This window comes from Parabacteroides sp. merdae-related_45_40, assembly GCF_001915675.1.
On record NZ_MNQY01000032.1, the window covers coordinates 24,739 to 37,398 of the forward strand.

The 12,660-nt window shown below is 48.6% G+C and carries 11 protein-coding genes; 6 read left to right on the plus strand and 5 right to left on the minus strand.

Translation table 11 applies throughout. The features are described 5' to 3' along the window. Positions 1-11 precede the first annotated feature (11 nt). From argC to BHV83_RS02060, 4 genes are read right to left on the minus strand one after another with little or no spacing between them, the layout of a single operon-like run. Positions 12-980 (minus strand): N-acetyl-gamma-glutamyl-phosphate reductase, encoded by a 969-nt coding sequence (gene argC, locus BHV83_RS02045; protein ID WP_286755902.1) that lies wholly within the window; start codon positions 978-980, stop codon positions 12-14. Next, the gene (locus BHV83_RS02050) at positions 977-2,176 is read right to left on the minus strand and encodes an argininosuccinate synthase (RefSeq protein ID WP_286755904.1); all 1,200 of its coding nucleotides are present in this window, start codon (positions 2,174-2,176) and stop codon (positions 977-979) included. Before BHV83_RS02050 ends, argC begins: the two co-directional genes overlap by 4 nt. A 37-nt stretch (positions 2,177-2,213) precedes the next feature. Continuing rightward, a complete protein-coding gene (locus BHV83_RS02055; protein ID WP_286755907.1) occupies positions 2,214-2,807 on the minus strand; it encodes a GNAT family N-acetyltransferase in 594 nt (197 codons plus the stop codon). A 28-nt stretch (positions 2,808-2,835) separates the two neighbouring features. Beyond that, positions 2,836-3,276, minus strand: coding sequence for an arginine repressor (locus BHV83_RS02060; RefSeq protein WP_005855227.1), 441 nt, complete (start codon positions 3,274-3,276; stop codon positions 2,836-2,838). A gap of 382 nt (positions 3,277-3,658) precedes the next feature. Between BHV83_RS02060 and BHV83_RS02065 the strand changes: the two genes are divergently transcribed. Beyond that, positions 3,659-4,450: a M48 family metallopeptidase gene (locus BHV83_RS02065; RefSeq protein ID WP_286755913.1), complete on the plus strand. Its 792-nt coding sequence runs from the start codon at positions 3,659-3,661 to the stop codon at positions 4,448-4,450. A 59-nt stretch (positions 4,451-4,509) separates the two neighbouring features. Here BHV83_RS02065 and BHV83_RS02070 read toward each other — a convergent pair whose 3' ends face one another. Continuing rightward, positions 4,510-6,318: a MutS family DNA mismatch repair protein gene (locus BHV83_RS02070; RefSeq protein ID WP_286755915.1), complete on the minus strand. Its 1,809-nt coding sequence runs from the start codon at positions 6,316-6,318 to the stop codon at positions 4,510-4,512. A 154-nt stretch (positions 6,319-6,472) separates the two neighbouring features. On the opposite strand from BHV83_RS02070, the gene BHV83_RS02075 reads away from it, so the two are divergent. The 5 genes from BHV83_RS02075 to nhaD all read left to right on the plus strand — a co-directional run bounded on the left by BHV83_RS02075 (position 6,473) and on the right by nhaD (position 12,654). Beyond that, on the plus strand, positions 6,473-7,306 hold the full coding sequence (locus BHV83_RS02075) for a phospholipase A (protein WP_286755918.1): 834 nt from the start codon (positions 6,473-6,475) through the stop codon (positions 7,304-7,306). A gap of 141 nt (positions 7,307-7,447) precedes the next feature. Beyond that, the gene (locus tag BHV83_RS02080) at positions 7,448-8,992 is read left to right on the plus strand and encodes an acyl-CoA carboxylase subunit beta (protein WP_286755920.1); all 1,545 of its coding nucleotides are present in this window, start codon (positions 7,448-7,450) and stop codon (positions 8,990-8,992) included. 12 nt (positions 8,993-9,004) lie between these two features. Then, entirely contained in the window at positions 9,005-10,516 is a 1,512-nt protein-coding gene (accC, locus tag BHV83_RS02085; protein WP_286755922.1) for an acetyl-CoA carboxylase biotin carboxylase subunit, read from the plus strand. A gap of 17 nt (positions 10,517-10,533) precedes the next feature. Continuing rightward, positions 10,534-11,058 carry a biotin/lipoyl-containing protein gene (locus BHV83_RS02090; RefSeq protein ID WP_029257277.1) on the plus strand — a complete coding sequence of 175 codons (525 nt, stop codon included), beginning with the start codon at positions 10,534-10,536 and terminating at the stop codon, positions 11,056-11,058. 168 nt (positions 11,059-11,226) lie between these two features. After that, on the plus strand, positions 11,227-12,654 hold the full coding sequence (gene nhaD, locus BHV83_RS02095) for a sodium:proton antiporter NhaD (protein WP_005865615.1): 1,428 nt from the start codon (positions 11,227-11,229) through the stop codon (positions 12,652-12,654). Positions 12,655-12,660 lie beyond the last annotated feature (6 nt).

The window sequence follows — 12,660 nt, forward strand, 5'->3', positions numbered from 1 at the left end:
TATAGTATTTTTTAAAACGCGGAGGGTTTTAAGTGCAAGCCAACCGTCTCCTCCAACCCGAACAATAAATTCATGTTGTGGACCGCTTGGCCGCTAGCGCCCTTCAATAAGTTATCGATCATAGAGATGATAAGAAGCTTATCATCTATTCTCTGTAAGTGGATCAAGCATTTATTCGTATTTACCACTTGTTTCAAATCCGGGTTCTTATCGGTGATAAACGTGAAGCTGTGATCATCATAGTATTCCTCATAAATACGTCGGATCTCCACCAAGTCGATCTTGCAATCGATGTATGTCGTGGCGAATATGCCACGGGAGAAATTACCGCGTACGGGGATGAAGTTGATACGGCTCGAATAGCTCTTCTGCAACTGGCTCAAGCTCTGGTTGATCTCGGCCAAGTGCTGATGCGTAAAAGGCTTATAGATCGATATGTTGTCGTTGCGCCAGCTAAAGTGAGAGGTGGAAGAAGGCTTCACGCCCGCTCCCGTCGATCCCGTGATGGCATTGACATGCAAATCGGAATTCAGCATCAAGTGCTTCGCCAACGGCAATACGCCCAATTGGATACAGGTCGCGAAACAACCGGGATTCGCTATATGCCGGGCATTGCAAATCCGGCGGCGGTTCAATTCCGGCAAGCCGTACACGAAATCGTGCTCCGGGCCTTCGAGCCGGTAGTCCATGCTCAGGTCGATAATCTTCACGTTCTCGGGAACCGTGTGGCTCTCCATGAACTTCTTCGTATCGCCATGAGCGGTACAGAAGAACAGAAGGTCGATGCTATCTAATGGCAACTCGCTGGTGAACACCAAATCCGTCTCGCCATAAAGACCGCTATGCACGTCCGTTATCTTATTGCCGGCGTTACTGCTACTGTTTATAAATGTAATCTCGGCATCCGGGTGGTTTAGGAGCAGGCGGATCAATTCACCCGCCGTGTAACCCGCTCCGCCTATAATTCCGCATTTAATCATATCTCCTCGTCTTTATGGTTCGTATAATAAACACGTAGCGGAGTGGAAAGAACCTTGATGAAGCCCTTGGCATCCTCGGCGGTCCAACCTTTCTGCATCTCTCCGTACTCGCCGAATTTCGTCTTCACCAAGTCATCCTCAGACTCTACGCCAACGGTAGAGAAGGACAACGGACGAAGCTCCAGAATAGCCGTACCGTTCACGTTACGCTGAGACTCTTGCAACATCGCCTCGATATCTCGCATCACCGGTTCCAGATATTGGCTCTCGTGCAAGAACATGCCGTACCAGTTCGCTACCTGATCCTTCCAGTATTGTTGCCATTTGCTCAACGTATATTTCTCAAGGAAGCGGTGTGCCCCGATAATCAACATAGGAGCGGCAGCCTCGAAACCGACACGTCCCTTGATGCCGATGATCGTATCGCCCACGTGCATATCACGGCCGATACCGTAAGCGGCCCCGATCTCCTCGATCTTCTGGATAGCGGCGATCTTATCCTCGAACACCTCGCCATTCACGGCGTGAACCTCACCGTTCTTGAACTCGATGCGCAATTGCTCGCTGCCGGTCTTCTCCACTTGTTTCAGATAAGCGCTCTCGGGCAATCCTTGTGCGGAATCAAGAATCTCGCCACCGCAGATAGAGGTTCCCCAAAGACCTACGTTATAGGAATATTTCAACTTCGTGAAATCGGCCTCGAAACCATGCTCCTTCAAGTAGTCGATCTCTGCCTCACGGCTCAAGGCCATATCACGGGTCAAGGTGATAATCTCCACATTCGGAGCCAATACCAAGAAAGTCATATCGAAACGGATCTGGTCGTTGCCGGCTCCGGTAGAACCATGGGCGATAGCGTCGGCACCGATCTCGTTCGCGTAGCGGGCGATCGCCAAGGCTTGGAAGATACGCTCGGAACTTACGGAGATAGGATACGTACCATTACGCAGCACGTTTCCGAAAATCATGTACTTCAAGCTCTTCTCGTAATACTCTTTCGTAACGTCGATCGTCACGTATTTCGTGGCGCCTAGCTTATAGGCGTTCTCCTCGTTTTGTTTCAATTGTTCCTCGCTGAAACCACCTGTGTTAGCGCAAGCGGCGTAAACCTCGTATCCTTTTTCCTTAGCCAGATACATGACCGTGAATGAGGTATCCAAACCTCCGCTGAACGCTACTACTACTTTCTTCTTCATCGTTTCTTTATTTTATGTTGTTTTTCTATCGTATTAATTAGTCTTTTTTAGCTTGATCACGAGCTTCCCGCTCTCGTTGCGCACGATGCGGATCGGCCGGGTCGAACAGCATGGCCGTGCAGATGCAATACTTACGTTCGGTGCGTTCCAAGATATCATGGTTCACGCAACCGTTGCAACCCCTCCAGAAAGCCTCATCGTCCGTCAAGTCGGAGAACGTAACCGGCACGTATCCCAGCTCTGTATTCATCTTCATCACGGCGGCGCCGGAGGTAAGGCTGAATATCTTCGCCTTCGGCCAGCGCATGCGGGCAAGCTGGAAGGTCATGTCCTTGATGCGTTTAGCGATACCCAAACCCCGGAAATCCGGATGCACGATCAAGCCGGAGGTCGTCACGTACTGCTTGTTTCCCCATGACTCGATATAACTAAACCCGGCGAACTTGTCTCCCGCCAAGGCGATCACCGCTTTGCCCTCTTTCATCTTCTGGGCCACATACTCGTGCGTACGCTTGGCGATACCCGTGCCCCGGACTTTAGCGGCAGACTCGATCGTATCTAGGATCGTATCCACATATACCTCGTGAGAGGCATCAGCGATCATAACATCAATTTCTATTTCTTGTTCCATTTTATTGTTTGTTCTTAGTTTTTCCCTTTTATATAAAATGTGATAAAGCGGCAATTACCTTCTCTTGGCTTACACCGTTGCGGGGGATTACCAAGATCGTATCGTCTCCGGCTATGGTAGCCAGTATCTCGCTAGGGGCATGGGAGTCTATGTCCGAGGCGATTCCCATGGCGTAACCCGGTCGTGTTTTCACCACCGCCAAGTTTCCGGAAAACTCGATATTCGGCTTTTTCTTGCCTTCAGGCTGTGCTTGTTTGCTTATACTCTCTTCGGGAAGGCGGTATACATAATCTCCGTTTCCGTCGTGTACCTTGGCTACTTTCAGTTGCTTGATGTCGCGGGAGAGCGTAGCTTGCGTAACCGAGAATCCGCTATCTTCCAATTCTTTAAGCAGCTCTTCTTGGTTACTTATCACCTTCGTCTGTATAATACCGCAAATGGCATCCAATCGTTCCTTCTTTGTACTCATGTTGTATATTTATGCAAAACAGGCTGCAAATATAAAGAGTATTATTGAATAAATATACAATCGAGGGCTTTTTTTTCTATATATAAATAGGAGGTAAGGGATTTTCCTGCTTAGCTTAGGTTTAATCGTTGTAAGTGTTAGGCATTTCGTCTATTTATATTCATCTTCTATCAGCCGTTGGATGATCATGTAACAGCTGTTAGAAGATCATGCAACAGATGGTGGATGATCATGCAACGGATGTTAGATGATGAATGTTGTTAAAAGAAAAGGCTAATGCTTCCTATAGAAAGAACGAAAGGGTGTGGTCGTTTTGAACAAAATGGTAGTATCTTTGCGTTATTAAAAAGAGAGTATCAGATTTAATTTCAAGTAAAAGGATATGAGAAAAATAGCAAGTTTATTCGTGGCCTTGCTTTTATTGGCAGGCTGTTCCAGCGTACCGTTGACAGGACGTAAGCAAGTGCTGTTGGTTTCGGATCAAGAGGTGTTATCGTCCAGCCTTACCCAGTATAACGATTATATAAAGGCGGCGAAGAAATCGACGAATACGAACAAGAGCGCTATGGTAACCCGGGTCGGAAAGAAGATAGCCGCCGCTACGGAGGAATATTTGCGGGCGAACGGGATGGCGGATGAGGTGAAAAACTTCTCTTGGGAGTTTAATTTGGTGAATGACCCGCAGGTGAACGCCTTCTGTATGCCGGGGGGCAAGATCGTGGTGTACGAGGGATTGTTGCCTTTGGTTTCCTCGGACGATGAATTGGCGGTGGTCATCGGGCATGAGGTCGCCCATGCCGTAGCCAAACACAGCAATGAGCGTATGAGCCAGCAGCTAATGGCACAATATGGGGCGGCGATTTTAGGTGCGGCGGTAAGCAATAAGAGCGCGGCGGTACAGCAGGCGGCCAATACGGTATATGGTGTGGGAGCGCAGTATGGCGTAATGCTTCCTTTCTCCCGTAAGCACGAATCGGAAGCGGATTATATGGGATTGGTATTCATGACTATGGCGGGATACAATCCGGACGTGGCGGTCAACTTCTGGAAAAAGATGTCCGCTGGAAAGAGTGGCTCTACGCCGGAATTTATGAGCACGCACCCCAGCGATGCCACCCGTATAGCCGAAATCCAAAAAGTCCTCCCCGCAATCAAAACCAAATACAAAAGGTAGTTGACGGTTGACTATCGGCAGTTTACTTTTCGCTTGCCGCAATTTTCAATTCTCAATTTTCAATTAAACAAGATTCCCATCTTGTTCATCAAGAAACAAGCATTCATATTCTGGGCTATCCCTTCCCTTAGTTGATAAGAGAAGGATAGCTCCTCGTTTTTTATATCCGCCTCGAAGCGGTAATTCTTTATTTGTTCCGGGAACTCTTCCTCCAAAGTACCCAGCACTAAATCGTGGGTGGCGATGATGCCGCAAGCCTTATAAGCGACCAGTTGCTTCATAAGGGCCAGAGAACCCTTCTGCTTGTCGATAGAGTTTGTTCCCTTCAAGATCTCGTCCAAGATGATAAATAACTTCTCCCCGTTTTGCAGCCTGTCGATAATCATTTTCAGTCGTTTCAACTCCGCGAAGAAATAAGACTCGTTGCTGGCCAAGGAATCGGAGGTACGCAAGCTGGTAACCATGTGGGCGGGATAAACCGTCAAGGAGGCGGCACAGACCGGAGCGCCTACGCAAGCCAATAAGTAATTGACACCGACCGTCCGGAGGTACGTACTCTTACCGGCCATATTCGCTCCGGTGATAATCAGGAACCAAGGGCTTTTACGGATATCGATATCATTCTTTACACAGACTTTCCGGTTCAAAAGAGGATGTCCCAAGGCTTTGCCTTCCATCTGGAAATAAGTGTCGGCGATCTCCGGATAAATATATTCCGGATGGTTGAAAGCGAAACCGCCCAACGAGTTAAGCGCGTCGAAACGAGCCAACGCGTCGAACCAAAGCGGAAGCCTATCGGCGTAGGTCTGAATCCAGCGTTCCAAGAGGATGGCGTGGCGTGTATCCCGTAGGTAGAAGAGATTGAAAATGATACCCGCCAAACTGAATCGTTGGTCTAATCCTCCGATATACGACGACAAACGTTTGATGGCATGCGAGGCCAATTCCTTCTCATTCGCTAATTGCCCGCTGATCTCTTTCAGTTCCTCCGATTGGAAACTATCTTCCTCCACGCATCGCATCAGCTTTGAGTATCGATTGAAAATAGACTCCATCTTATTGACGGTCGCGTAAAGCGCGTTGATCTCCTTGGCACGTGCGTAAGCAATCACTAGCGTGATCAAGAAATAAATATTCAATAAACTCCCGCTGATCCAATCCAGAAAGTAAGCGGCGCCCAGCACGACCCACAACGCCGGGACCATCCAGATCAACAGTTTCCACGGTAGGCTATCAACGAATTTATTCTTACGTTGAGTGAGCCTGTCCATAAAGTTGATATCGTTGTCTCTCGTATCTTGCGTGTCCTGCCGGATAATTCCCGTTACATAGAAATGTTGCCGTAAGGCGGATAAAGCCGCTAATTCCTTGGCAGCCTCTTGCCGCTTGACGATCTCCTTCTTATCCGTCAAAGGATTCGAGAACCAATCGGCCAGTCGCTCCCGTCCGAATCCGGTTACGGTGCGATTGAGCGATTGAAACAAGGAGCGGTCTCCAAACACATCCAGATCCAAGCAGAAAGAGTGCTCGCCCGAGATCTTATCGGCCGCCCCGTCGAATGCGCTGAAATCATAGTCCAGTCCTTTCAGCTCATCCTCATTCAGCTTGATCAAGGTCTCGGCGTATACTTTACGTGCGTACATTCTATTATGGTACCACATCAGGAGCGCGAACGGGATGATATAGGCGAAGGTGATCCCCGTCAGCCATTGCCAACTCTCATCCTTGAATATCCACAAGGAGAGGATCGCTCCCACCACTAAAGCCAACCGGATACTCCCCATCAAATGGATCTTCTTTTTCAAATTACCCAAGCGCCGTGTATAAGCGTCGATATTTTCTTTATAATAACTATAGACTTCTTCCATAGGCGCGAATATAGGAAAAATGAACTAACCTCTTGAATTTTGGTTTATATATTATATTCATAGGTGAAATGACCATTATTCATGTAATTTGGGCGATAAAGCCAACTGCCGTTTCCCCTATATTCGCGGACATATTTATAATTTAAGATCATTTATGAAAAAAACGATTATATCCTTTCTCTTCCTTCTTGTTTGTGGTATGGCACACTCGCAGATTTTGGCGAAAGGACCGGGAGAGAGTTATAATGCGGATAGTATTCGTGCGATTTTGGATAAGTCTCCTTATTTTACCTTATTCAAGGACAATTATTTCATCGGCGGTATCCCTATCGGCAACAAGCCTACGGCGAGAAACTCCGACGTTAAATTCCAGCTGAGCATCGCCCAGCGTCTTACGAAAAGTAAGCTCCCGTTCGATACCTATCTTTTCTTGCAATACACGCAGAAGGCTTTTTGGAATGTCTTTCAAGAGTCCTTGCCTATGCGCGACTTGAATTTTAATCCGGGTATCGGTTTGGGGCACCTTATCGTACATAAGAATAAATATATTGGAAAAGGCTATTTGATGGTCGAGCATGAGTCGAACGGGAAAGATAGCATCTTCTCCCGAAGCTGGAACAAGATCACCCTAGCGGCGGCTGTCCTGTTGAATAAGAACTGGGAAGTTCAATTCAAGGGCTGGATACCGATCGTGGACGGCGGGGAAAATAAAGACATCCTTAAATATAACGGTATATTCCAAGTAGCCGCCAATTACCGGACGGACAACAGGCGCTTTAACTGTGGGGTTATCTTGACCAAACGGAAGACTTGGTTCAGCTTTAACACCCAGATCGAGTTGAGTTATAAGTTTAATAATAACGAGAACCAATATTTCTTCCTGCAATATTATAATGGTTACGGTGAGAACCTTTTGGAATACAATCAATACAAAAGCATGTTGCGGATCGGTTTCGTGATCAAGCCGCAAGATTTCAGTATTTACTAAAAAATATCCTTCTTGATAGATCTCATTGATTAGGCGATAGATGTAATATATGATACATTTCGTTTCTTTAGGAAACAATACATTTACAGACTTTGTTTTCTAATATATTGAACGTTTCCCGGATAATTAAAGAGATACGCCATGAAGGAAAAAATTGAACAATTAAAAGCTCTCAACCACAAAGCTGAGTTAGGGGGCGGAGAAGACCGCGTTGCGAAACAGCATGCGGCAGGTAAACTAACCGCTAGAGAAAGAATCGAACTGCTGTTGGAAAAAGGTAGCTTCGTGGAAATCGACAAGTTCGTGACACATACGTGCCATGAGTTCGGTTTAGAAAAACAGCGTCCATTAGGAGATGGCGTGGTCACCGGTTACGGAATGATCGGGCAACGCACGGTGTTTGTTTTCGCTCAGGACTTCACGGTATTCGGTGGGGCCTTGTCTGAGACGTATGCCCGTAAGATCTGTAAGATCATGGACATGGCAACGGAACTAGGCGCTCCTGTGATCGGGTTGAACGATTCGGGGGGCGCACGTATTCAAGAAGGGGTTCGTTCCTTGGCGGGATATGCCGAGATATTCCTCCGGAACTCGTTGGCCTCCGGCGTGATCCCGCAGATTAGCGCCATTATGGGCCCGTGCGCGGGTGGAGCGGTTTACTCGCCGGCGTTGACGGACTTTATCTTTATGGTAAAACAAACGAGCTACATGTTTATCACCGGCCCGGAGGTCGTGAAAAGCGTGACGCAAGAAGAGGTTACGATGGAGAATCTGGGAGGCTCGGAAGTGCATAGCACCCGTTCCGGAGTGGCTCATTGCACGGCGGATAACGATATGGATTGTATCTTGAAGATACGTGAGCTGATGTCGTTCTTGCCGAATAACAATATGGAAGAGCCGCCATTCGTTCCTACCACCGATAGCCCGAACCGTATCGATCCGCAATTGGATCTGCTGGTTCCTACCAATCCCAACCAACCGTACGACATGAAGGAGCTGATCCTTTCCGTGGCTGATGATCAAAACTTCTTCGAGATACAAGAGGAATATGCCAAGAACATCATTATCGGTTATATCCGTTTGAATGGAAAGACGATCGGTGTCGTGGCGAATCAACCCGCCGCATTGGCCGGTACGCTGGATATCAACGCATCCGTAAAGGCCGCCCGTTTTGTCCGTTTCTGCGACGCGTTTAATATACCGTTGTTGACGCTGGTGGATGTACCGGGTTTCTTGCCGGGCGTGAACCAAGAGTACGAGGGAATTATCCGTCATGGCGCTAAGTTACTGTATGCGTATTGCGAGGCTACCGTGCCGAAAGTGACCGTCATTACCCGAAAGGCTTACGGCGGCGCTTACGACGTGATGAGCTCCAAGCATATCCGGGGTGATATCAACTTCGCTTATCCAACCGCCGAGATCGCTGTCATGGGACCGGACGGTGCCGTGAATATCTTGTTCCGTAAGGAGTTGAAGACTGCGGAAGATCCCGAAGGCAAACGGAAGGAATTGCAAGCCGATTACCGGGAAAGGTTCGCTAATCCGTACCGGGCCGCCGAGTTAGGCTATGTAGACGAGATCATCGAGCCGTCTATCACACGCGGTCGTTTGATCCGTAGTTTTGAGTTGTTGGCCAACAAACGGCAATCCAATCCTCCGAAGAAGCATTCCAATATTCCTCTTTAAAAACGAATCCTTATGATAAAGAAAGTATTAGTAGCCAATCGTGGCGAGATAGCGATGCGGATATTCCGCACCTGCCGGGTGATGAACATCCCGACCGTAGCGATCTATACGCATGTGGATCGTGGAGCATTACATGTACGTTATGCGGAGGAGGCTTACTGCATCTCGGAAGATGAGGCGGATACCTCTTACTTGAAGCCGGACTTGATCCTTGAGATCGCCAAGAAGACAGGAGCTGCCATTCATCCGGGTTACGGCTTTTTGTCGGAGAACGCCGACTTCGCCCGCCGTTGCGAGGAGGAGGGCGTGATCTTTATCGGCCCGAGTGCCGACGTGATCGCAAAGATGGGTATCAAGACCGAGGCCCGCAAGATCATGAAAGAAGCCGGTGTACCGGTTGTTCCCGGAACGGAAAAGCCGGTGACGGACATAGAGGATGCGAAGAAGGTAGCCGTAGAGGTGGGTTATCCGATCATGCTAAAGGCGCTTGCCGGAGGCGGTGGAAAGGGTATGCGCTTGGTGCATAGCGAGGATGAGATGGAAGCGGCTTTCCGTATGTCTCGTTCCGAGGCGGCCAATTCGTTCGGGAACGATGCCATCTATATCGAGAAGTATATCGAGAACCCCCATCATATCGAGGTGCAGGTACTCGGGGATAAATATGGGAACGTGATACATCTGTATGAGCGTGAGTGCTCCATCCAGCGCCGTAACCAGAAGGTGATCGAGGAAGCGCCCTCTCCATTCGTGAAGGAGGCCGCCCGCCAGAAGATGTTGGCCGTAGCGGTGGAGGCCTGCAAGAAAATCGGATACTACAGCGCCGGGACGTTGGAGTTCATGATGGATAAGGACCAGAACTTCTATTTCCTCGAGATGAATACCCGCCTTCAAGTGGAGCATCTGGTGACGGAGGAGACAACGGGCGTGGACTTGGTTCGCGATATGATCTTGGTGGCCGCAGGAAATCGTCTGCCTTATAAGCAGGAAGATGTGGCTTGCCGGGGGCATGCCTTGGAATGCCGCATCTATGCGGAGGACCCGGAAAATAACTTTATGCCCTCTCCGGGCGTGATCAAGGTGCGTGAGGCTCCCGAGGGACGTAACGTACGTCTGGATAGCGCCGCTTACGCCGGTTTCGAGGTGTCCTTGCATTACGATCCGATGATCGCCAAGCTTTGCACATGGGGCCGGACCCGTGAGTCCGCCATCTCGAATATGATACGTGCCTTGCGGGAATACAAGATCTTGGGAATCAAGACAACGATTCCGTTCCACCTGCGTGTGTTGCATAACGTGACCTTCTTGAAGGGGAATTACGATACGACCTTTATCGACACCAAGTTCGATAAGGAAGACTTGAAGCGTCGCCAGAACAGCGACCCGACCGTCGCCGTGATCGCCGCCGCCTTGAAGCATTACGAGGAGGAGAAAGAGGCGGCCGCCCGTGCGACGACCGTTCCGCTGGTAGGGGAGTCCCTGTGGAAGCACTACGGGAAGTTACAAATGTTGGCCAATAACTTTTAATGAGAGGAGGAATGATTATGTCAAAGGCTTTAGCGACTTATTTTGCCACGGTTAACGATATTCCCGACACAGAGTTCAAGGTAGAGATTCTGGAAGACGGGCCTATCAAGAAAGTATCCGTAAACGGTACCGTTTATGATGTAGATTACAATCTGGGCGGAGATACGATCCACTCGATCATCATGAACCATAAATCTCATGGCGTACAAATATCCAGTGTTGGAGATTCCACCTATGAGGTAAAGAATAAAGGTGATTATTTCCAAGTACAGGTGATTGACGAGTTGAAGAAATTACGCCTGTCGAGAACCAGTTCCAAGACGGTCGGCCGTCAGGTCATACAGGCCCAGATGCCGGGCGTGATCCAGAAGGTATATGTCAAGGTAGGCGATGAGGTCAAGGCGGGAGACCCGCTTTGCGTATTGGTTGCCATGAAGATGGAGAACGAGATCCGTACGCCTATCGATGGAGTGGTGAAAGAGGTGTATGTCAATGAGACGGACAAGGTCTCCGTGGGTGATAAGATGTTGGTTGTAGAGTGAATTGTCTCGGGGTTATAGTTTTCCCTCGAGAGAATAGGAAAGGAATCGGAGTAGTCCGGTTCCTTTCGCATGTTTGGTAAAATTATCTTAAAAAACATTCTGTTTTTCTATCGTGTTACAGAGTTATTATTTCTACATTTGTAGCGTTTAAACCTAAATCATGAAGTTATGTTGACAGCAATGGTCATTGTGTTCCTTGTCGGTTATTTGATGATCGCATTGGAACATCCTCTAAAGATAAACAAGGCGGGAACGGCTTTGCTTATTGGTACTATCTTATGGGTTATGTACACGTATGCGGCCCCGTTTTTCATCCCGAGGGCCTCAGCAGAGGAATTCAGCTTGTTCTTGGAATCGTTCCCCTCTTTGGGTTCTTTAACGTTTAAGGAACAATGTACCCGGTTCGTCGTGGAGCATCAGGTTCTGGATAGTATCGGAGAGATCGCCGAGACGCTTATATTCCTGATCGGGGCGATGATAACCGTGGAGCTGATCGATGCCCATGGCGGTTTCATGTTTATCACGAATCATATTACCACGAAGAAAAAGAAGAAACTGCTGGCGTTGATCGCCGTGATCACGTTCTTTATGTCGGCCGTGTTGGACAACCTTACGACCTCGATTGTCATGATCATGCTGATCCGTAAGTTGCTCGGGAATTATAAAGAGCGGTGGGTGTTCGGCAGTATCATTATTATAGCGGCGAATAGCGGTGGCGCTTGGTCACCGATCGGCGACGTGACTACGATCATGCTTTGGGTAAGAGGAAATATCTCCACCTCATCCACGATCCCCCATTTGATCCTGCCGAGTATCGTATCGGCGTTGATCCCGGTCTTGATCGCCATGCGTTTCTTGCATGGAAACGTGACGCCCCCTAACGCATTCTCGCAAATGGAGGCGGACAATGAGTTGCTGAAGAAATTGAAGGATAAGGAGAAGTTATCGATCTTGATCATCGGTGTGTTGTGTTTATTGTTCGTGCCTGTATTCAAGACGGTTACTCATCTTCCCCCGTTTATGGGTATCTTGATGGGAGTGGGTATTCTTTGGTTCTATACGGAGATGCTATACGCCCGTAAACCGATCGACGAGGACTTGAAATTGCGTTTGTCCAAGGTGGTTCACCGTATAGACGGGGCGACCTTGTTATTCTTCCTCGGAATCCTTTTGGCGGTGGATGCCTTGCGTTGCAGCGGCGTATTGTCGGATTTCGCTTTCTGGCTGGACGATACGGTAGGCAATGTGTATGCGGTGAACCTGATTATCGGCGCCTTATCGTCTATCGTGGATAATGTTCCGTTGGTAGCAGGGGCTATCGGTATGTACCCGGTGGCTACGGACGCTATGGTGGCTGCGGCGACTGATCCGGCTTATCTGGCGAACTTCATGCAAGACGGCGTGTTCTGGCAGTTCTTGGCTTATTGCGCAGGAGTAGGTGGAAGTATGTTGATCATCGGTTCCGCCGCCGGAGTCGTCGTGATGGGCTTGGAGCGGATCAATTTTATTTGGTACTTGAAGAATATCTCTCTGTTGGCCTTGGCGGGATATTTGTCCGGCGCGGTGGTATATATTCTCCAGAATTTGATATTATAATAAGTA

Coding starts and splice junctions, on each gene's coding strand:
- BHV83_RS02090 (WP_029257277.1), top strand. CDS start 10,534: ATGTCAAAGGCTTTAGCGACTTATTTTGCCACGGTTAACGATATTCCC.
- BHV83_RS02075 (WP_286755918.1), top strand. CDS start 6,473: ATGAAAAAAACGATTATATCCTTTCTCTTCCTTCTTGTTTGTGGTATG.
- BHV83_RS02060 (WP_005855227.1), bottom strand. CDS start 3,276: ATGAGTACAAAGAAGGAACGATTGGATGCCATTTGCGGTATTATACAG.
- BHV83_RS02080 (WP_286755920.1), top strand. CDS start 7,448: ATGAAGGAAAAAATTGAACAATTAAAAGCTCTCAACCACAAAGCTGAG.
- BHV83_RS02055 (WP_286755907.1), bottom strand. CDS start 2,807: ATGGAACAAGAAATAGAAATTGATGTTATGATCGCTGATGCCTCTCAC.
- BHV83_RS02050 (WP_286755904.1), bottom strand. CDS start 2,176: ATGAAGAAGAAAGTAGTAGTAGCGTTCAGCGGAGGTTTGGATACCTCA.
- argC (WP_286755902.1), bottom strand. CDS start 980: ATGATTAAATGCGGAATTATAGGCGGAGCGGGTTACACGGCGGGTGAA.
- accC (WP_286755922.1), top strand. CDS start 9,005: ATGATAAAGAAAGTATTAGTAGCCAATCGTGGCGAGATAGCGATGCGG.
- BHV83_RS02070 (WP_286755915.1), bottom strand. CDS start 6,318: ATGGAAGAAGTCTATAGTTATTATAAAGAAAATATCGACGCTTATACA.
- nhaD (WP_005865615.1), top strand. CDS start 11,227: ATGTTGACAGCAATGGTCATTGTGTTCCTTGTCGGTTATTTGATGATC.
- BHV83_RS02065 (WP_286755913.1), top strand. CDS start 3,659: ATGAGAAAAATAGCAAGTTTATTCGTGGCCTTGCTTTTATTGGCAGGC.